We start from the raw sequence: 19,811 nt of genomic DNA, 5'->3' as shown, positions 1-19,811 counted from the left end.
CGACACCGACCGTTCCACTATCGATATCGCTGATATTTGCCGCGGCATGGATCAAAATGCTACGCCCTTTCTTTGTCGGGTGGAATAATGCGGCCCGACAAAAAAAGTTCCTGCCGTTCCGGAACTTTTTTACCAAGGCAGCGTTAACCGCTCATTGAACCTACGACCGGCCTGCATACGGGAGCCCTTGATGACACTTTCTACTCGAATTGCGCCGCACCTTCCTTATCTGCGTCGCTATTCCCGCGCCCTTACCGGCACCCAGACTTCAGGCGATGCTTACGTCGCTGCCGTTCTCGAAGCCATTATAGCCGATTTGTCGATTTTCCCGGATACGGCCAATGACCGGGTCGCACTTTACAAACTGTTCACGCAACTGTTTGGTTCCACTGCGGTGCAGATTCCGGAGCCGACTTCCCCTTATGCATGGGAACAGCGCGCCACGCTCAACCTGTCCAAGGTTTCGCCGGGCGCCCGTCAGGCCTTCCTGCTCGCTTCGGTGGAGAATTTTCGCGTTGCGGAAATCGCGGAAATTCTCGAACTCGATGAACAGGACGTCATGCAGTTGCTCGACAAGGCCTCGCAGGAAATCTCCCGTCAGGTTGCAACCGACATCATGATTATCGAGGATGAACCGCTGATCGCCATGGATATAGAGCAGATGGTCGAAAGCCTCGGCCATCGCGTCACCGGCATTGCCCGTACGCATGCCGAAGCCGTAGCGCTCTACAACAAGACAAAGCCGAGCATGGTGCTCGCCGACATCCAGCTTGCCGACGGCAGTTCCGGCATAGACGCCGTCAACGACATCCTCAAGACGTCGAGCGTGCCGGTGATCTTCATCACCGCGTTCCCGGAACGGCTTTTGACGGGCGAACGCCCCGAACCCACTTTCCTGGTCACCAAACCGTTCAATCCCGACATGGTCAAAGCCCTGATCAGTCAAGCGCTTTTCTTCAATGAATCGACCAAGGTAGCCGCCTGAGACGCAATTTTCCGGTCCTCGGAACCAAACCGCCGAGACAGGCGTTCCGGTGCTACCGGGGCGCCCGATGAATTTAACGGTTTTTGCAGCGCTTTATTCTAGAGTTGGCAGGGGTGGCGCGGCGTTCCGTTAAGCGACGCTCCGAGATGTCACAGGGAAAGGCGGCCGAGTGAATACGACTGAACCATTGTCGGGCACGCCTTTCACCTTCGAAGGCAAAGCCGCAATGATGGAGCGGGCGCTCGGCAGCGCCGGGATTTCGATCCTCTGCCAGGACGCCCGGCTTTCAATCTTCTACGCCGAAAATCTGCCGCCGCATTTCGCAGCGCTTTTTATGCCCGGCGGCAGTGATGCCGCCCTATTCGGCGATGTCCATGGGCAATATCTGACGGCGCTGAAACGCAAGGTGCTGGAGACTGGCATTCCCAACAATGCCGAGGTCGAGATCGACGTCGACGGGGAAATGCGTACCTATGAATTGAAGATCCAACGCACCGGCGACCGCGGCACGCTTGGACTTCTATCCGTGATGACTGAGGTCACTGAAAGCCGGCATCGTGAAAAAGTGCTGAAATCGCTGCTGCGTGAGCTATCACACCGTTCGAAGAATCTTCTCGCCATCATTCAGGGCATTGCGACCCAAACTGCGCGCAACACGCTCTCGCTCGACAGCTTCCTCCTCAAGTTCCGCGGCAGGCTGCAATCGCTTTCCAATTCCCAGGACCTCGTCACGGATTCGAGCTGGCGGGGCGCCTATCTCTTCGAGCTCGCCGAAAAACAGTTCGCTCCCTACTGGCCGGAGACATCAGGCTCCATGCCGATCTACGGCATCAATGCCCATCTGACGCCGAATGCCGCCGTGCATCTCGGCCTCGCCCTGCACGAGCTCATTGTCAATTCCGCTTCCTACGGGGCAATATCAGGCGGCGCCGCCTCAATCACGTTGAACTGCCGCGAAGCGATGATCAACGACAGAAAGGCGATCGAGATCGTCTGGGCCGAAGTGCTGCAGGACCAGTCGGAAGTCCATGAGTTCAGCGACAACAGCTTCGGCCGCACCGTGCTGGAGCGTGTCGTGCCCTCGTCTGTCAACGGCAAAGCGGAATTGAGCCTTGTGCCCGGCCGCATCGAATATCGTCTGACTATTCCGGAAACCGAATTCGAAATCTTCAAGCGTGTGTGAAGCCGACATCGCCAATAACGAAAAACAGCCGGTGCGAGGGCGGCGCACCGGCTGTCTTCACTCACCGGGAGGGGACCGTGAGTACGTCCGGATAGTGGGTTGGGGGCGCGCATGTTGGGTCGATGCGATCACCATCCGGATACCGCAATAACGGCGAAGCTTAAGATTGGTTCCCTGCCATTCGAAAAAAATCATGTTTTTTTGATCTTTTTTCCGATGATCCTCCCTCGCCGCACGCTCAGATAAATCATCGGTCAGAACTGAGGAAATTAATACTTAAAAAACAGATATTTACCGGCGCCTCCTCCAGAAGCATCCGTCAAAATTTTACCGTTTGATAAATTTTTAAACCTGAGTTACGCTTTTCCTCACAGGCCGTTTACCAAAAATGAGGGAACTTCAATGGAACGACTGGAAACTGGGATTCATGCCGGCCGGCTTTCGCCCGCCGAGTATGACGCTAATTTTTCCGATCTGCATCCGCGCCTCGACAATCACGAGGCGCTGGTCGCCGCCGACCGCTGTTATTTCTGTTATGACGCGCCGTGCATGACCGCCTGTCCCACCTCGATCGACATTCCGCTCTTCATCCGGCAGATTTCGACCGGCAATCCGCTGGGTTCGGCCAAAACGATCTTCGACCAGAACATTCTCGGCGGCATGTGCGCCCGCGTCTGTCCCACCGAAGAGCTGTGCGAGCAGGCCTGCGTGCGCAACACGGCCGAGGAACGGCCCGTCGAAATCGGTCGCCTGCAGCGTTATGCGACCGATGCCGCCATGCAGGTGGGCAAACAGTTCTATGTCAGGGCCGAAGCGAGCGGCAAAAGGATCGCCGTCGTTGGCGCCGGTCCGGCAGGTCTTGCCGCCGCCCATCGTCTAGCCGTGAAGGGTCATTCCGTCACGATTTACGACGGCAGGGAAAAATCCGGCGGTCTCAACGAATACGGCATCGCCACCTATAAAACAGTGGACGATTTCGCCCAGCAGGAAGTCGATTACATCATCTCGGTCGGCGGCATCGACGTCCGCCACGGCGCCCTCCTTGGCCGCGATTTCTCGCTCTCCGATCTGCAGTCGCAATATGACGCCGTCTTTCTGGGCATAGGTCTTGCCGGCGTCAATGCGCTGCGTATCGAGGGGGAAAACCTAGCCGGCGTCGACGACGCCGTCGATTTCATCGCTGCGCTCCGCCAGGCTGAAGACAAAGGCGAAATCGCCATCGGCCGCCGCGTCGTGGTGCTCGGCGGCGGTATGACGGCAATCGACGCTGCCGTGCAGGCAAAGCTGCTTGGCGCCGAGGAAGTGACCATCTGTTACCGCCGCGGCAAGGAGCACATGAACGCCTCCGAATACGAGCAGGATCTGGCCAGCTCGAAGGGCGTCATCATCCGCCACTGGCTGGCGCCGAAATCGATCCTATCGCAGGACGGCAAAGTTGCCGCGATCGAAGTGGAATACACCAAGATCGTCGAAGGCCGCCTCGTCGGCACCGGCGAGACCGGCGTAATTGCCGCCGACCAGATCTTCAAGGCGATCGGCCAGACCTTTGATGCCGCGGGCCTCGGTGCGCTGCGCATGGAGTCCGGCCGCATCGCCGTCGACGTCGAAGGCCGCACCTCGCTCGACGGCGTCTGGGCCGGCGGCGACTGCGTCTTCGGCGGCGAAGATCTCACGGTTTCCGCCGTCGCCCATGGCCGCGACGCGGCTGAATCCATCCATCGCGCCCTCTCCGCAACAGCCGCTCCGGCTGTCGCGGTTGCTTGAAGGGGAGAATGAACAATGGCTGATCTCCGCAACAATTTCGTCGGCATCAAATCCCCGAACCCGTTCTGGCTGGCCTCGGCGCCGCCGACCGATAAGGCCTATAACGTCGAGCGTGCCTTCAAGGCCGGCTGGGGCGGTGTGGTCTGGAAGACGCTCGGCGAGGAAGGCCCGCCCGTCGTCAACGTCAACGGTCCGCGCTACGGCGCGATCTTCGGCGCCGACCGCCGCCTGCTGGGCCTCAACAATATCGAGCTCATCACCGACCGCGACCTCTACACCAACCTGCGCGAAATGAAGCAGGTGAAGATGAACTGGCCGGACCGGGCGCTGATCGCCTCGATCATGGTGCCCTGCGAGGAACAGGCCTGGAAGTCGATCCTGCCTGTCGTCGAAGAGACCGGCGCCGACGGCATCGAACTCAATTTCGGCTGTCCGCACGGCATGTCGGAGCGCGGCATGGGCTCGGCCGTCGGCCAGGTGCCGGAATATATCGAAATGGTCGTGCGCTGGTGCAAGCAACACACCCGCATGCCCGTCATCACCAAGCTGACGCCCAACATCACCGACATCCGCCGCCCTGCCCGCGCCGCCAAGGCCGGCGGCACCGATGCCGTCTCGCTGATCAACACGATCAACTCGATCGTGTCGGTCGATCTCGACAACTTCGCCCCCAACCCCACGGTCGGCGGCAAGGGCAGCCATGGCGGCTATTGCGGCCCGGCGGTCAAGCCGATCGCTCTCAACATGGTGGCCGAGATCGCTCGTGATCCAGAGACCTACGGCCTGCCGATCTCCGGTATCGGCGGCATCACTACCTGGCGGGACGCAGCCGAATTCCTCGTTCTCGGCGCCGGCAACGTCCAGGTCTGCACGGCGGCGATGACCTATGGCTTCAAGATCGTGCAGGAGATGATAACGGGGCTCTCCGACTGGATGGACGAAAAGGGCCATCGCACTCTCGACGACATTACCGGCCGCGCCGTGCCCAACGTCACCGACTGGCAATATCTGAACCTCAACTACGTCGCCAAAGCGAAGATCGACCAGGACGCCTGCATCAAATGCGGCCGCTGCCACATCGCCTGCGAGGACACCTCGCACCAGGCGATCACCAATGTCGTCAACGGACTGCGCCATTTCGAGGTAATCGAAGAGGAATGCGTCGGCTGCAATCTCTGCGTCAACGTCTGCCCGGTCGAGAACTGCATCACCATGGAACCGCTTGCCGCCGGCACCATCGACAAGCGCACCGGCCGCGTCGTCGATCCGAACTATGCCAACTGGACGACCCACCCGAACAATCCGATGGCCCGCCAAGCGGCGGAATGACGGCTTTCCAGTGCCGCGGACAAGCTCGGTTCGCGGCACTGCGTTGTACCGTAAACGCAGATTTCGGGCGTGATGGGCTGCCCGAAAGGTCGCGAAAAGCAATTCCGGGAACATCATGACGCTGCCAAAGTTAGCGCAGGCGATCTCCACGAGAGAGCCATGCACGATAACTTGAGCAGCGAAAAGTCGAAACCGGTGCCCCCCAGTTCGAGCCGACGTCTCCCGATCGGAGCGGAGGTTGATGCCGGCGGCGTTTCGTTCCGACTATGGGCTCCTGCCAGAGAGCGCTGTTTCCTCGTCATCGAGGAAAATTCCGAATACGAGATGACGGCGGAGGACGGCGGCTACTTCTGCCTCTATCTGCCCGGCCTGGCTGCAGGGACGCAATACCGGTTTCACTTTGGAGACGCAGGTGATCTTCTTGCCGATCCCGCCTCGCGTTTTCAGCCGGATGGTCCATCGGGGCCGTCCGTTGTCGTCGATCCGGCGCGGTATCAGTGGAATGATCAAGAGTGGCGAGGAATCCGAGCCTTCGGAGCTGCTCTCTACGAGATGCACATCGGCACCTTCACAAGGGAGGGCACCTTTGCGGCAGCCCGGGAGAAGCTGACAAAACTTCGGTCGATTGGCATCAACTGCCTCGAAGTAATGCCGATCAACGAGTTCGAAGGCGAGTTCGGCTGGGGTTACGACGGCACGTTGCTCTATGCTCCGACCCGGCTCTATGGACCACCGGATGATGTGCGCGCCTTCGTCGACGAAGCCCACCGGATCGGCATTGGGGTGATCCTCGACGTCGTCTACAATCACCTCGGTAAAGGCGAGCGTTTTTGCGAATTCACACCAGATTATTTTACCGACCGTTACTCGAATGAGTGGGGCAAGTCGATCAACTTCGATGGTCCGAACAGCCGTGGCGTTCGCGAATACGTCGCAAGGAACGCGGCTTATTGGATCGACGAATTTCATTTTGATGGATTGCGCATCGATGCAACGCAGGCCTTATTCGACTCAAGCCGCGAACACATAGTCACGGTCATCGCCAGGGAAGCTCGCGCAGCAGCGAGACAGCGTCAAATCTATCTCGTTAGCGAAAATGAGCCGCAACAAACCAATATGGTGCGGCCGGCCAAGGTGGGAGGGCATGGGCTGGACGCCTTGTGCAATGAGGATTTCCACCGCTCCGCGACGGTAGCGCTGACGGGGCGCAATGAAGCCTATTTTCATGATCATCGCGGTACGGCTCAGGAACTCGTTTCCGCCGCCAAATATGGCTGCCTGTTTCAGGGACAAAGATATGATTGGCAGGACAAACCACGGGGTACTGCGGGGCTCGACCTCAAGCCGTGGAATTTCGTGCACTTTCTCCAAAATCACGATCAGGTCGCCAACTCCGGCACAGGAGCCAGGATCGGCCACATAACATCACCGGCTCGCCTTCGAGCCCTGACGGCGCTCCAGCTGCTGGGGCCGCAGACGCCCATGCTCTTTCAGGGGCAGGAGTTTGGTTCCTCTTCTCCGTTCTATTATTTCGCCGATCACACTGGAGAAATCGCCGACATCGTACGGCAGGGACGGCGCAGTTTTATCAGCCAATTCCCCAACCTGAAGGATGAAGAACTTATCAGACACATGGCGGATCCATGTGCTCGCGCGACATTCGACAAGGTGAAGCTTGATTGGGCCGAATGGGAGAGGAACGCGGCAGTCGTTCGGCTTCATCGCGACCTGCTGAATCTGCGTCAGACAGATAAGGCATTTTCTCGCCAGGCCTGCGCCCGTGATGGCCAGTTGGACGGCAGTATCTTGTCCGGCACCGCCTTTCTCCTGAGGTTCTTCGCGGAGGAACCGTCTGACGAGAAATTATTGCTGATCAACTTCGGCAATGATCTCGTGATGGACAGTCTGCCGGATCCGCTTTTTGCTCCATCACAAGGTCATCAATGGCGTCTCTCGTGGTCAAGTGAAGATCCCTCATATGGTGGCAGCGGGCGCCGGCCCTATGATTTCCAGCGGCGTTGGGTATTGAACGGCGATATCGCTTTGGTTCTCGCACCCGCAAAAGTCAGGAACCGGCGAAACGCCTCAGGTGTACCCATGAAAAGCTGGCAAGCCGGCATTTCGCGAGCCGAAGACGCCGGCCTCTGACTCAAATACCACTCCACATAACCCTCCCATGACGCGGAGCTTATCGGCAGCTCCGCTTCAGAGGCCAGTTCAGGTAGCGCCGCCGATCCTCTCAGGCCCCCTGCGCGTTTCCAGGTCGTGGGCGTATGGTCCCGCATGTCCACCGGTTCTCATGAAGTGTTTATCAATTTCGGCGATGATCGCTTCAGCGTTCTCTCCGGCATTTAATCGGATCAGAGCGTCCAGTTTCGCTTCCGCGCGGTCATCGTTTTCCTTCGAAGACGGAGATCCGATGTAGAGAAAGTAGGCAAGACCGACGACCTGCCAGAGCAATTGCAGGAATTCGGACTGCCAATTTTCAAAGGTGTCTCTGCCCATCTCCATGAGGTAGGCATTGATATCAGGGGCTTGACCGTGGCTCTGCTGCTCGCCGACAAAAGCAAACCAACCAAATAACCAATGGCCGATGAGCGAAAATAGAAAGAAGCCGACGGTGATCCAGGCGTAGGCGTATTTCTTGAACATGATACCTCCTTTGGACAGGCAACTGGTGCGGCGAGTGCGCGATCAGCCGCTTTTGAAGTCCCCATCAGTCGATCCCTGGCCTGCCCTTCAAGTTCCCCCTGATTGAGAGATCGGGTGCAGCAGCCGTCGCGCCGGCCCTGAAAGCGGGCAGCACCTCACGTCCGTAGATTTCGATGAATTCGCTGCCAATTTCTCGACATCGATGCTGTAGATCACCGCCTCCTCATACCAGCTGCTGCTTCGGTTCGGCACCGTGACGGTCTCCCGTTAATCTCTGTTGCACACCTTCTAACGGTCCCGGAGGGTGGGGGTTCCTTGAGTTGCGCCAGGTCGGCCGAGGTTACCGGAAGCCGGATGAAGATCCGGCCCGGTGGAACCCGCAGGCATCACCGGTGTTCTTCCAATATCCCAAGCAAGTAGGAAGCCCGATGGATCAGTCCACGACACCGCTGGGAGGTCCCGCGCGATCGCCTCTCCAACCGAAATGGTGGCATACGGCAACTGTCTACCAGGTCTATCCGCGCAGCTTCTGCGACTCGAACGGAGATGGCATCGGCGATCTTCCCGGCATCACGGCAAAGCTCGATTACCTGAAGAAACTCGGGATCGACATCATCTGGCTGTCGCCGATCTACAAGTCGCCGATGGACGATAATGGTTACGACATATCCGATTATCGGGACATCGCCCCCGAGTTTGGCACGCTCGCAGATTTCGACCAGTTGGTGGCTGAGGCGAAAGATCGGGGGATCGGCATCATGCTCGACCTCGTCGTCAACCACACATCGGACGAGCATCCGTGGTTTCTCCAGTCCCGTCAGGAGCTGGATAACCCGTTCCGCGACTTCTACATCTGGCGCAAACCAGCGCCGGACGGGGGGCCGCCCAACGGCCTGAAATCCTCCTTCGGTGGGCCGGCTTGGACGCTCGATCCGGGCACCGGCGAATATTACCTGCATATGTTTTCACGCCGCCAGCCGGACCTCAATTGGGAGAACGAAAAGGTCCGGACGGAAATCTACGACATGATGAACTGGTGGCTCGAGCGCGGCATTGCCGGCTTTCGCATGGATGTCATCGACTACATCGGCAAGCAGGCGGACCGGGAGCTCGTCAAGGACGGGCCGCATCTGCACGATTATCTGCAGGAGATGAATGCCAAGACCTTCGGCAGCCGCGATATTCTGACGGTCGGCGAGGCCTGGAGCGCCACACCCGGCGCAGCGCTGCTCTATTCCGGGCGCGAACGCCGGGAACTGTCGATGATCTTCCAGTTCGAGCACGTCACCCAGCAATGGGACGCGGTTTATGGGAAATGGCGCCCGAAGCCGTTCGACCTCGTGAATCTCAAGACCGTGCTCAGCAAGTGGCAGCTTGCTCTATCCGAAGATGGGTGGAATTCGCTCTTCTGGGGCAATCACGATTTGCCGCGCGCGGTCTCGCGCTACGGCAATGTCAGCGGCTATCACGTCGAGTCGGCGAAGATGCTGGCGACCGTGTTGCATCTCCTGAAAGGCACGCCTTTCGTCTATCAGGGCGAGGAGATCGGCATGACGAACGTCCCCTTCACCTCCATCGAACAGTATCGCGATATCGAAACCATCAACATGCACAGGCTGCATGTGGAGGCCGGCCTTTCACCGGAGGAATTCATCCGCGGGGCAAACGAGAACGGCCGAGATAACGCCCGCACGCCGATGCAATGGAGTGCCGCCCCCCATGGCGGCTTTTCCACAGGCGTGCCCTGGATCGAGGTCAACCCCAACTATTCTAAGGTCAACGCCGAAGCCGCCATCAAGGACGAAAAGTCGATCTGGAACCACTATCGCAAGCTGATCGCTCTGCGGAAATCCCACCCTGTCATCATCTATGGCGAGTACAGATCCTGGCTCGACCAACACCCCGATGTCTTCGTTTATACCCGCACGCTCGACAGGAGCTGGATCGTCGTGGTCGCCAACTTCACACCCAGGGACATTTCGCTGAGTTTGCCGACGGAGCTCGCCATCAACGGAGAATGCCTCATCTGCAATTATGAACCGGTGCACATGATCGGCGAAACTGTTGAGCTCAAGCCGTACGAGACCTTTGCCATAGAGTGTAAGTGAAGTTTTCGGCTTGGATGGTTTCTTCGCCGGGCGACAAAGTGATGGCTTTCGACGATACGCAATTGTCGACAACTTGGACACCGTGGCAGCCTCAGTCGCTAGCCGCCGAATGACTTCCGATAGGCATGCGGGCTCGTCCCCAGCCGTTTGCGGAAGTGGTGTCGCATCGTCGCCAGCGTGCCGAAGCCGCTTGATATCGCGATGTCATCGAGCGATACGGCAAGCTCTCTTTCGAGAAGGTCGCGCGCATGGCGCAGCCGCTCCTTCAGCAGCCATTCGCCGACGCTGAGACCGGTCGTCGCTTCAAAGCGGCGCTGGAAAGTGCGTATGCTCATGCCGGCCCTTTTGGCGAGCAGGCTGATCGGCTGCTCCTCGGCAAGGCTTGCGCGCATCCAGTCGATCAGCGGGCTGAGGCGTATGCCCTCACGTTCCTCCGGAACCGGCGCGCCGATGAACTGCGCCTGCCTGCCTTCGCGGTGCGGCGGCACGATGAGGCGGCGGGCGACGCTGTTTGCCGCCTCCGAGCCGAAATCGCCGCGCACCACATGCAGGCAGAGATCGATGCCGGCGGCGCTGCCGGCCGCTGTGAGCAGGCTGCCCTCATCGATGTAGAGTACATCCGCGTCGAGCGTGATGTCCGGATAACGCGCCGCGATCGAGGCGACATAGCGCCAATGCGTTGTCGCCCTGCGGCTGGCAAGCAGTCCGGAGCCTGCGAGAACCGCAACGCCGGAACAGAGCGACATGATGCGCGCGCCGCGCTGATGCGCTGCCTTGAGAGCGGCGGCAAGCGGTTCCGGCACCGTCGCATCGATCGACCGCCAGCCGGGAACGACGATCAGGTCCGCCGCATCGAGCACTTCCAGCCCCTTGTCGACCGCGACCGTCAATCCGCCGGCAGCGCGAAGCGGCCCCGGCTCGATGCCGCAGACGGAGAAGCGATACCACCCCTCACCCATCTCGGGACGCGGCAGGCCGAAGACCTCATAGGCTATCCCGAATTCGAACGTGCACAGCCCGTCATAGGCAAGCACCGCGACCAGCGGTCCGTTCGTGTTCGGAGATATGTTTGGCATGATCTTTACGCTGTCAGTCATGATGGCCAATTTCGCGAAGCTCTACCATCAGCGATACCAGGCTGCAATTCCAACACGGAAAGGAAAGACCGATGGCAAGCCCTGTCGCCGAAATACCAGCCGCCGAGCCCGATCTCGCCGCCGCCCACTATGCCGCCAAGCTCGCTTTCGAAACCGATTGCTCGGATGTCCATACCGCCTTTGCCCGCACCATGGTCGACTTCGTTCTCCTCGACGTGCGCTCACCGGCCCTGTTTGCACAATCCCACGTGCCGGGTGCGATCAACCTTCCGCACGGCAAGATGACCGCGCACCGCATGTCGGAGTGGGCGAGGGAGACGCTGTTCATCGTTTATTGCGCCGGTCCCCACTGCAACGGCGCGGATAAGGCTGCTCTCCGCCTCGCCAAGCTCGGCCTAAAGGCGAAGCTGATGATCGGCGGGATGACCGGCTGGGTCGATGAAGGTTTCGCCCTCGAAAGCGGCGCCGTCGCTGCCGAATAGCAGAACGCTCCCCTCCCCGAGGCGAGGGGAGCGCATGTTTCAAAACTCGATAACGATCTTGCCGAAGGGGCCTCGATAGAGATGATCGAGCGCCTGCGGCAGTTCCTCGAAGGCATAACGCCTGTCGACGACAGGCTTGAGCCCGGTCTGGTCCACGGCGCGCACCAGATCTTCGAGCGCCCGGCGATGGCCGACCGTTATTCCCTGCACGACAGGCGCCTTAAGAAGCAAAGGCGCTACGGGCGCCGAGACATCAAAACCCTCGAATACGCCGATCACCGAAATCCGACCGTTGACCGCCACAGCCTTCAGCGCCTGGCCGAGATGCGGTCCGCCGACGATCTCAAGCACGTGGTCGGCGCCGTAATTCCCGGTCAATTGATAGAACTGCTCCACCCAATCGCCTTCGTGCCGGTTGATCAGATGATCGGCGCCGAGAGCGGACGCCCGCTCGAGCTTTTCGGTGCTGCCTGAGGTAATGAAGACCTCGGCGCCATGCGCCTTAGCGATCTGCAGGCCGAAGAGCGCGACACCGCCGGTTCCCTGCACCAACACCTTTTCGCCTGCCTTGAGCCTGCCGCATTCAATGAGGGCAAACCAAGCGGTCAGGCCGGCGCAGGGCAGCGTGCTCGCTTCGCCGGCATCGAGCGTTGCCGGCGCAGGCGTGAACCACTCTTCGGAAAGCACGGTATGTTCGGACAGCACGCCCGGATAGAAGCCGCCCCGTGTCTGGTAATGCGGAGTGTGGGCCGTGCCCGGTCCCCGACCCTCGATCCAGTCTGGGGAAAAGGTGGAGATCACCCGGTCGCCGGGTTTGAATCGGGTGACGTCGGGCCCGACGGCTTCGACCACACCCGCCATGTCGGAGGCCGGCACGAAGGGAAACTGCAGCGGCAGGCCCATGCCGCTCTCGAGCACCAGCCTGTCACGGAAATTGAGAGAGACCGCCTGCGTCCGCACACGGATCATCGTGCCCGACACGTCGGGGATTCTGGCTTCGCCGATCTTAAGATCGGCTTCCGGTCCGATGGCGCCGGTTTGCCACTGCCTTGTGGTCTGCATCTTTCTGCTCCTTCTCGATAGAGGAGCAGCAGATATATCGTTGAAAATCTGTCCGCTGTTGCGATATTAAATTGACAGAATGGTGCCGTCATGGAAACAAATATGGAGCAGCTGAAGGGGATTTCGATCTTTGTCCAGACGGCCGAAGCCGGCGGTTTCTCAGCCGCCGCCGAACGGCTTCATCTTACGCGTTCAGCAGTCAGCAAGACGATCGCCCGACTCGAACAGAGGCTCGGCGTCCGGCTCTTTAACCGTACGACCCGGACCCAAAGCCTGACCGAGGAAGGCCGGTTCTTCTATGAGCGCTGCCTCAGAGCCATCGAAGAAATCCGGATCGGCGAGGCCCAGCTCGAATCGGGCAGGCGCGCGGTCCGCGGCAGGCTGCGGGTGTCGATGCCGGTGCTGTTCGGACGTCATTGCGCCGCTCCGATTCTAACCCGCCTGCTCGATGATCACCCGGATCTCGAACTTGATTTCTCCTTCAGCGACCGCGTTGTCGACCTCCTGGAAGACGGCTTCGATCTTGCCGTCCGCAACGGCCCGCTGAAGGACAATCCCGACCTGATGGCGCGGGCGATCGCCCGGCAGTCCATGACGGTCTGCGCCTCGCCTACCTACCTGGAAAAATATGGCGTGCCGCAAACGTTCGACGAGCTCGCCCACCATCAGGGTATCATCTATCGCAGGGGCAACAGCGATAGGGCTTGGATTTTTCCGTCGGCGGTCGGCCCCCCGCGCGAAGTCCTGCCGAAATCGCGGCTGCGGCTCGACGATCTGGCCTCGATAGCGGACGCCGCAGTCGAAGGCCGGGGGCTTGCCTGGCTGACCTGTTGGCTCGTGCGCGACAGGGTCCTATCAGGTGAACTCGTGCGGGTTCTGACCGATGTGCCGTCCAACATCTTTGAAGCCTATGCCGTGTGGCCGAGATCACCGGTGATGCTGCCGAAGGTCCGCCTTGCCATCGATATATTGGCGGCAAATCTGCCTCGCTTGATGGATTGAAGAGCGCTCGCGCCATAGGTGGCGCCTGCGCTTGGGCAGAGCAGTGGATCGCCGGCCGGCATTGGCGAACACAAGCCCGTCTCCACCGATCAAGAACCGCTTTCGGGTCTGAAGATCCTACTGGTGGAAAGGATTATCGCCATGAACGGGGAAGACATCCGGCGCCGCATGGGCGCCGACGTGACAATGGCTCCGAGCGTCGCCGATGCCATGGAAATCCTGACCGGGCAGTCTTTCGACTTCGCGCTTTTCGATGTCAATCTCGGCGACGAGACCAGCTTGGGGATCGCCAACCGGCTGGCTGCCGAAGGCATGCCCTTCGTCTTTGCGACAGGTTATGGCCAAGGCATAGCGCAGGCGAACAGCCATTCGGATGCGCCGGTCTTACAGAAGCCCTATACAGCCGAAGGCATAACGGATCTTCTTGCCCAGGTGCCGTTGCTCAAGAAGGGGTAGGCCTCAGGGCCGAGGGGAATCCGGCCGCAGACCGCCGATGAAGAGCTGTTCCAGAAACCGCGCCGCGTCTTCGAACCGCTCGTCGCCGGCGTGCTCCTGCCCCAGCACAGCGCGCACCTGGACGTCGAAGTCGGCATAATGCTGCGTCGTCGACCAGATCGAGAAGATCAGGTGGTAGGGATCGCATTCGACGATCTTGCCTGATTTCGTCCAGGCGCGGATGACCTCCGCCTTCTCGTCGACCAGTTGCTTCAGCGGCCCCTTCAATTCGTCCTCGATATGCGGTGCGCCCTGCAGCACCTCATTGGCGAACAGCCGGCTCTCGCGCGGAAAGTCGCGCGCCATCTCCAGCTTGCGCCTGATGTAGCTGCGGATTTCTTCTTCCGGATTGCCCTCGGCGTCGAAGGCCCGCAGCGGCTCCAGCCAGGTATAGAGGACCCGGTCAATCAGCGCCCGGTGCATCGCTTCCTTGGTGCGGAAATAATAAAGCAGATTGGGTTTCGACATGCCCGCGACTTCGGCGATCTGGTCGATGGTCGAACCGCGAAAGCCGCGTGCCGAAAACACGTCGAGCGCCGCCTCCAGAATCTGCTCTTCCTTCTCCTCCTGGATTCGCGTTCGCCTCAGGGTCTTCGCTGCTCTCGGAATAGCCATCGGCTATTGTTTCCCCTTGATATTCAACTTCTTCCCTCACGTTTCGGCAGAGGCGGCCCCTGCCGCTTTCTTGAGCAACTGCCCGCATTTTTATCGGCAAATTTCGTGATTTTCGTCTTGAGCCCCGCGGTGGAAGTTGTAATGTTTACCAATCGGTCAAATATCCGCCAGATGAAAAACAAAGGCAACTGGCGATTTTCCGGCGCTCGACAAAACCAACAACAGGCGCGGGAAAGGACCATGGGAACAGGTGGGCATGCCCCTTGCATGACTGCCGCAAACAGGTGAGGGCTTGTAGAATGGTGGCAGCACCAGGCGAGAACATGCGCGTCAATGGCGACCGTCTCTGGGACAGTCTCATGGACATGGCGAAAATCGGCCCCGGCGTTGCCGGCGGCAACAATCGCCAGACGCTGACGGATTCGGACGCCGAAGGCCGCAGCCTCTTCAAGACATGGTGCGACGAAGCCGGCCTGACGATGGGCGTCGACCAAATGGGCACGATGTTCGCCACCCGCCCCGGCACCGATCCCGATGCCCTGCCGGTCTATGTCGGCTCGCATCTCGACACCCAGCCGACCGGCGGCAAATATGACGGCGTGCTTGGCGTGCTCTCGGCGCTTGAAGTCGTGCGCACCATGAACGACCTCGGCATCAAGACCAAGCATCCGATCGTCGTCACCAACTGGACGAACGAGGAAGGCGCGCGTTTTGCACCGGCCATGCTCGCTTCAGGCGTCTTCGCCGGCGTGCACAGCCTTGAATTCGCCTATAACCGCAGGGATCCCGAGGGTAATCTCTTCGGCGACGAACTGAAGCGCATCGGCTGGGTCGGCGACGAAGAGGTCGGCGCCCGCAAGATGCACGCCTATTTCGAATATCATATCGAGCAGGGTCCGATCCTCGAAGCCGAAGACAAGCAGATCGGCGTCGTCACCCACTGTCAGGGCCTGTGGTGGCTGGAATTCACGCTGACCGGCAAGGAAGCCCATACCGGCTCGACGCCGATGAACATGCGCGTCAATGCCGGCCTTGCCATGTCACGCATCCTGGAAATGGTGCAGACCGTCGCGATGGGCGAACAGCCGGGCGCCGTCGGCGGCGTCGGCCAGGTGTTCTTCTCGCCGAATTCCCGCAACGTGCTGCCGGGCAAGGTCGTCTTCACCGTCGACATCCGCTCGCCCGATAAGGTCAAGCTCGACCGCATGCGGGCGAAGATCGAGGCCGAAGCCCCTGGCATCTGCGATGCGCTGGGCGTCGGCTGTTCCATCGAGGCGATCGGCCATTTCGCACCGGTCACCTTCGACGAAAAACTCGTCACCGCCGTCCGCTCCGCCGCCGAACGGCTCGGCTACACCCACATGAACCTCATCTCCGGCGCCGGCCACGACGCCTGCTGGGCCGCCAAGGTCGCGCCTGCCACCATGGTCATGTGTCCCTGTGTCGGCGGGCTCAGCCACAACGAGGCGGAAGAGATTTCCAAGGAATGGGCGACGGCGGGTGCCGATGTGCTGTTCCATGCGGTGGTCGAGACGGCGGAGATCGTGGCGTGATGGCGTCCGATTTGCCAACGACCTATCTCGATTATGCTGATGCTTTTAAGTTCTATAACCAGCGGACTGCCGACGACTTCGCATGGGCCACCGCCAATGTGACTCCGGTGAGCGAAGGACCATGGGGTGACGTCCCTAGCGTGCAGATCTTCTATATTGGCATCAATGCAGCAGGCGAGCGGATCAGGCTTTCGCAAATATCGAGCTTTTGGCGATATAAACCTTCTGGTGTTCAACTGGCCAATTCAGATGACCGCGACTCAGATGCGCCCCACCAAACCTACTCTCTCTATGGACCTGGGTCCGGCGTTGTTCGAATCGAACTCGGCCCCTCCGAGCCCGGCATACTGATCGAACGTCCCAAGGGCAGCCAGCCCATCCAGTCGACCGGGCTGATCGATGGCAAGGATTTCTACTTTCGCGAAAGCGATGGTTTTTGGTCATTGTCAGTCGGCGGCGCTGATGTCGTTGACCAACCCGACTGGTACTATGAGGAAGAGCATGACGCGCGCGATGAGTTGAGCGAGCAGGCCGTCTACAGCTTTATCGCCCTGGGTGCGGCGCTCCTGCGAAGTGGCGCGCCCACGATGGCAGCCGAGCAATAACAGCAACAAGATCGCAGGGAAGAGGAACAGCAGCCATGACCACAGTCATCAAGAACGGCACCATCGTCACCGCCGACCTCACCTACAAGGCGGACGTCAAGATCGACGGCGGCAAGATCGTCGAGATCGGTCCGAACCTTTCCGGCGACGAGACGCTCGACGCCTCCGGCTGTTACGTCATGCCCGGCGGCATCGACCCGCACACTCATCTCGAAATGCCCTTCATGGGCACCTATTCCTCCGACGATTTCGAGAGCGGCACGCGCGCGGCGCTTTCCGGCGGCACGACCATGGTGGTCGATTTCGCCCTTCCCGCCCCCGGCCAGTCGCTGCTCGAAGCGCTGACCATGTGGGACAACAAGTCGACTCGTGCCAATTGCGACTATTCCTTCCACATGGCGGTCACCTGGTGGAGCGAGCAGGTCTTTAAGGAGATGGAGACCATCGTCCGCGACAAGGGCATCAACACCTTCAAGCACTTCATGGCTTACAAGGGCGCGCTGATGGTCGACGATGACGAGATGTTCGCTTCGTTCCAGCGCTGCGCCGAACTCGGCGCTCTGCCGCTGGTGCATGCCGAAAACGGCGACGTCGTCGCCTCGATGTCGGCAAAGCTGCTCGCCGAGGGCAATAACGGCCCCGAAGCGCATGCCTATTCCCGCCCCGCCGAGGTCGAGGGCGAAGCCACCAACCGCGCCATCATGATCGCCGACATGGCCGGCTGCCCGGTTTATATCGTCCATACCTCCTGCGAACAGGCGCACGAGGCGATCCGCCGCGCCCGCGCCAAGGGCATGCGCGTCTACGGCGAACCGCTGATCCAGCACCTGACGCTCGACGAGAGCGAATATTCCAATCCCGACTGGGACCATGCCGCCCGCCGCGTCATGTCGCCGCCCTTCCGTAGCAAGCAGCATCAGGACAGCCTCTGGGCCGGACTTGCCTCCGGTTCGCTGCAGGTGGTCGCCACCGATCACTGCGCCTTCACTACGGCGCAAAAACGCTTCGGCGTCGGTGACTTCACCAAGATCCCGAACGGCACCGGTGGTCTCGAAGACCGCATGCCGATGCTCTGGACGCATGGCGTCAACACCGGCCGGCTGACGATGAACGAATTCGTCGCCGTTACCTCGACCAACATCGCCAAGATCCTCAACATCTATCCGAAGAAGGGCGCGATCCTCGTCGGCGCCGATGCCGATATCGTCGTCTGGGACCCGAACCGTTCGAAGGTCATCTCGTCCAAGGCTCAGCAGTCGGCGATCGACTACAACGTCTTCGAAGGCAAGGAAGTGACTGGCCTGCCGCGCTTCACGCTGACGCGCGGCGTGGTGGCGATCGAGGAAAGCACGGTCAAGACCCGCGAGGGCCACGGCGAGTTCGTCAGGCGCGAACCGGTCACAGCGGTCAGCAAGGCGCTGTCCACCTGGAAGGAGATCACCTCTCCGCGCAAGGTGGAACGCACGGGCATCCCGGCAACCGGCGTATGACGATGGCGCATAACGATACGGCCATCAACCGGAGAACGGCGTCTCCATGCGGATGACCTCACGCCGGCACCAACGCGTCCAGCTCCGGCAGAAGCACGACGCTTTCCTGCTCGTGCGGATCGGTGCGCGCAATGACCGCCGTGCAGGGCGTGCTGCTGAGATTCGCGGGCATATGCGGCACGCCGGCCGGGATGTAGAAGAGCTCGCCGGCATGGGTGATGACGTGATGCTCCAGCCGGTCGCCATACCAGGTATGAGCCTCGCCGGAGAGCACGTAAATCGCCGTCTCGTGCGCCTCGTGAAGGTGCGCCTTCGCACGCACGCCGGGCGGGATCGTCAAGAGATGCATGCAGATCCCCTTGGCGCCGACCGTCTCGGCCGCGATCCCTTCGAAATAGCTGAGCCCCTGTTTGCCGTCATAGGCGTGCTTGGGACGAACGATGTGGCAGGTGGGTTTTGATGTCGCGTCCATTTTCTTCCTCCAAGAATTGTGCCGCCGGCAAAGCCGGCAGCGATGGTAACATGCAAACCGCCCTGCGGCGGGGAAAACAAGATCGGTCGCATTGATGCAAGCACCCTCCGTCGTATCCGCCAAGGACCTCTGTCTCACCTACCAGGCGAATGACGGCCCGGTGCGGGCGCTGAGCAATGTCAATCTCGATGTCCGCAAGGGCGATTTCGTCTCTTTCATCGGCCCGTCCGGCTGCGGCAAGACCACTTTCCTCCGCGTCATCGCCGATCTCGAAAAGAGCACATCAGGCGATATCTCGATCAATGGCATGACGCCGGAAGAAGCCCGCAAGGCCCGCGCCTACGGCTACGTCTTTCAGGCGCCGGCGCTCTATCCCTGGCGCACCATCGAAAACAATATCGCTCTGCCCTTAGAAATCATGGGTTATGGCGGCGCTGATCGGACGAGGCGCATCGCCGAGGCGCTTGACCTCGTCGGTCTTTCCGGCTTCGAAAAGAAATTCCCCTGGCAGCTTTCTGGCGGCATGCAGCAACGCGCCTCGATCGCCCGCGCGCTCGCCTTCGACGCCGACCTGCTATTGATGGACGAACCCTTCGGCGCGCTCGACGAGATCGTCCGGGACCATCTGAACGAAGAACTGCTGAAACTCTGGGCCCGCACCAACAAGACGATCTGCTTCGTCACCCACTCCATCCCCGAGGCTGTCTACCTCTCGACCAAGATCGTGGTGATGTCGCCGCGCCCCGGCCGCGTCACCGACGTGATCGACTCCACCTTGCCGGCCGAGCGCCCGCTCGACATCCGCGACACCCCCGAATTCCTGGAAATCGCCCATCGCGTCCGCGAGGGGCTGAGGACGGGGCATAGCCATGAGGTTTAGGCGATTGAGTCCGAGGGTTACCCCCCTCTGCCCTGCC

Annotated in this window: 17 protein-coding genes and 1 pseudogene; 13 read left to right on the top strand and 5 right to left on the bottom strand. The window is 60.3% G+C overall.

The window, feature by feature from the left end:
• Window positions 1-190: 190 nt before the first annotated feature.
• The 5 genes from B5E41_RS09125 (at window position 191) to B5E41_RS09105 (ending at window position 7,409) form a co-directional block, all read left to right on the top strand.
• Window positions 191-985 (top strand): response regulator, encoded by a 795-nt coding sequence (locus B5E41_RS09125; RefSeq protein WP_020922074.1) that lies wholly within the window; start codon window positions 191-193, stop codon window positions 983-985.
• A 187-nt stretch (window positions 986-1,172) separates the two neighbouring features.
• Window positions 1,173-2,168: a sensor histidine kinase gene (locus B5E41_RS09120; protein WP_176439368.1), complete on the top strand. Its 996-nt coding sequence runs from the start codon at window positions 1,173-1,175 to the stop codon at window positions 2,166-2,168.
• A 402-nt stretch (window positions 2,169-2,570) separates the two neighbouring features.
• Window positions 2,571-3,932 (top strand): NAD(P)-dependent oxidoreductase, encoded by a 1,362-nt coding sequence (locus B5E41_RS09115; RefSeq protein WP_088392920.1) that lies wholly within the window; start codon window positions 2,571-2,573, stop codon window positions 3,930-3,932.
• Between the two features lie 15 nt (window positions 3,933-3,947).
• The gene (gene preA, locus B5E41_RS09110) at window positions 3,948-5,261 is read left to right on the top strand and encodes an NAD-dependent dihydropyrimidine dehydrogenase subunit PreA (RefSeq protein ID WP_088392918.1); all 1,314 of its coding nucleotides are present in this window, start codon (window positions 3,948-3,950) and stop codon (window positions 5,259-5,261) included.
• Window positions 5,262-5,420: 159 nt separating this feature from the next.
• The gene (locus tag B5E41_RS09105; RefSeq protein WP_088392916.1) at window positions 5,421-7,409 is read left to right on the top strand and encodes an alpha-amylase family glycosyl hydrolase; all 1,989 of its coding nucleotides are present in this window, start codon (window positions 5,421-5,423) and stop codon (window positions 7,407-7,409) included.
• 69 nt (window positions 7,410-7,478) lie between these two features.
• Here B5E41_RS09105 and B5E41_RS09100 read toward each other — a convergent pair whose 3' ends face one another.
• Complete coding sequence (locus B5E41_RS09100; protein ID WP_088392914.1) at window positions 7,479-7,913, bottom strand: DUF6766 family protein; 435 nt, start codon at window positions 7,911-7,913, stop codon at window positions 7,479-7,481.
• Between the two features lie 428 nt (window positions 7,914-8,341).
• Between B5E41_RS09100 and B5E41_RS09095 the strand changes: the two genes are divergently transcribed.
• On the top strand, window positions 8,342-10,021 hold the full coding sequence (locus tag B5E41_RS09095; protein WP_088392912.1) for a glycoside hydrolase family 13 protein: 1,680 nt from the start codon (window positions 8,342-8,344) through the stop codon (window positions 10,019-10,021).
• 98 nt (window positions 10,022-10,119) lie between these two features.
• Here the strand turns inward: B5E41_RS09095 and ftrA are convergent, their stop codons facing one another.
• Window positions 10,120-11,118, bottom strand: a complete 999-nt coding sequence (gene ftrA / locus B5E41_RS09090; protein WP_088392910.1) for a transcriptional regulator FtrA — start codon at window positions 11,116-11,118, stop codon at window positions 10,120-10,122.
• A gap of 71 nt (window positions 11,119-11,189) precedes the next feature.
• On the opposite strand from ftrA, the gene B5E41_RS09085 reads away from it, so the two are divergent.
• Window positions 11,190-11,600 carry a rhodanese-like domain-containing protein gene (locus B5E41_RS09085; RefSeq protein WP_088392908.1) on the top strand — a complete coding sequence of 137 codons (411 nt, stop codon included), beginning with the start codon at window positions 11,190-11,192 and terminating at the stop codon, window positions 11,598-11,600.
• A 39-nt stretch (window positions 11,601-11,639) separates the two neighbouring features.
• On the opposite strand, the gene B5E41_RS09080 is transcribed toward B5E41_RS09085, so the two are convergent.
• On the bottom strand, window positions 11,640-12,662 hold the full coding sequence (locus B5E41_RS09080; protein ID WP_088392906.1) for a zinc-dependent alcohol dehydrogenase family protein: 1,023 nt from the start codon (window positions 12,660-12,662) through the stop codon (window positions 11,640-11,642).
• 102 nt (window positions 12,663-12,764) lie between these two features.
• Here B5E41_RS09080 and B5E41_RS09075 point away from each other — a divergent pair, with 102 nt between their 5' ends.
• Together B5E41_RS09075 and B5E41_RS09070 are read left to right on the top strand one after the other, a co-directional pair.
• Complete coding sequence (locus B5E41_RS09075) at window positions 12,765-13,664, top strand: LysR family transcriptional regulator (RefSeq protein WP_088392904.1); 900 nt, start codon at window positions 12,765-12,767, stop codon at window positions 13,662-13,664.
• 96 nt (window positions 13,665-13,760) lie between these two features.
• Window positions 13,761-14,120, top strand: a pseudogene (locus B5E41_RS09070) (response regulator); the annotation flags it as partial.
• A 3-nt stretch (window positions 14,121-14,123) separates the two neighbouring features.
• Here B5E41_RS09070 and B5E41_RS09065 read toward each other — a convergent pair.
• Window positions 14,124-14,774: a TetR family transcriptional regulator C-terminal domain-containing protein gene (locus B5E41_RS09065; protein WP_088392902.1), complete on the bottom strand. Its 651-nt coding sequence runs from the start codon at window positions 14,772-14,774 to the stop codon at window positions 14,124-14,126.
• A gap of 299 nt (window positions 14,775-15,073) precedes the next feature.
• Here B5E41_RS09065 and B5E41_RS09060 point away from each other — a divergent pair, with 299 nt between their 5' ends.
• The 3 genes from B5E41_RS09060 to hydA are packed head-to-tail and all read left to right on the top strand — an operon-like array spanning window position 15,074 to window position 18,422.
• Window positions 15,074-16,327 (top strand): Zn-dependent hydrolase, encoded by a 1,254-nt coding sequence (locus B5E41_RS09060; protein ID WP_088392900.1) that lies wholly within the window; start codon window positions 15,074-15,076, stop codon window positions 16,325-16,327.
• A complete protein-coding gene (locus B5E41_RS09055) occupies window positions 16,324-16,932 on the top strand; it encodes a hypothetical protein (RefSeq protein ID WP_141098753.1) in 609 nt (202 codons plus the stop codon). The genes B5E41_RS09060 and B5E41_RS09055 overlap by 4 nt, the downstream gene beginning before the upstream one ends.
• Before the next feature lie 35 nt (window positions 16,933-16,967).
• Window positions 16,968-18,422, top strand: a complete 1,455-nt coding sequence (gene hydA, locus B5E41_RS09050; RefSeq protein WP_088392896.1) for a dihydropyrimidinase — start codon at window positions 16,968-16,970, stop codon at window positions 18,420-18,422.
• 58 nt (window positions 18,423-18,480) lie between these two features.
• Here the strand turns inward: hydA and B5E41_RS09045 are convergent, their stop codons facing one another.
• On the bottom strand, window positions 18,481-18,894 hold the full coding sequence (locus tag B5E41_RS09045) for a cupin domain-containing protein (protein WP_088392894.1): 414 nt from the start codon (window positions 18,892-18,894) through the stop codon (window positions 18,481-18,483).
• Window positions 18,895-18,988: 94 nt separating this feature from the next.
• Between B5E41_RS09045 and B5E41_RS09040 the strand changes: the two genes are divergently transcribed.
• Window positions 18,989-19,774 carry an ABC transporter ATP-binding protein gene (locus tag B5E41_RS09040; protein WP_088392892.1) on the top strand — a complete coding sequence of 262 codons (786 nt, stop codon included), beginning with the start codon at window positions 18,989-18,991 and terminating at the stop codon, window positions 19,772-19,774.
• Window positions 19,775-19,811 lie beyond the last annotated feature (37 nt).

This window comes from Rhizobium esperanzae (assembly GCF_002204185.1).
GTDB lineage: Bacteria > Pseudomonadota > Alphaproteobacteria > Rhizobiales > Rhizobiaceae > Rhizobium > Rhizobium esperanzae.
Note: the sequence above shows the minus strand (reverse complement) of the source record. Positions and strands in the feature narration are given on the sequence as shown.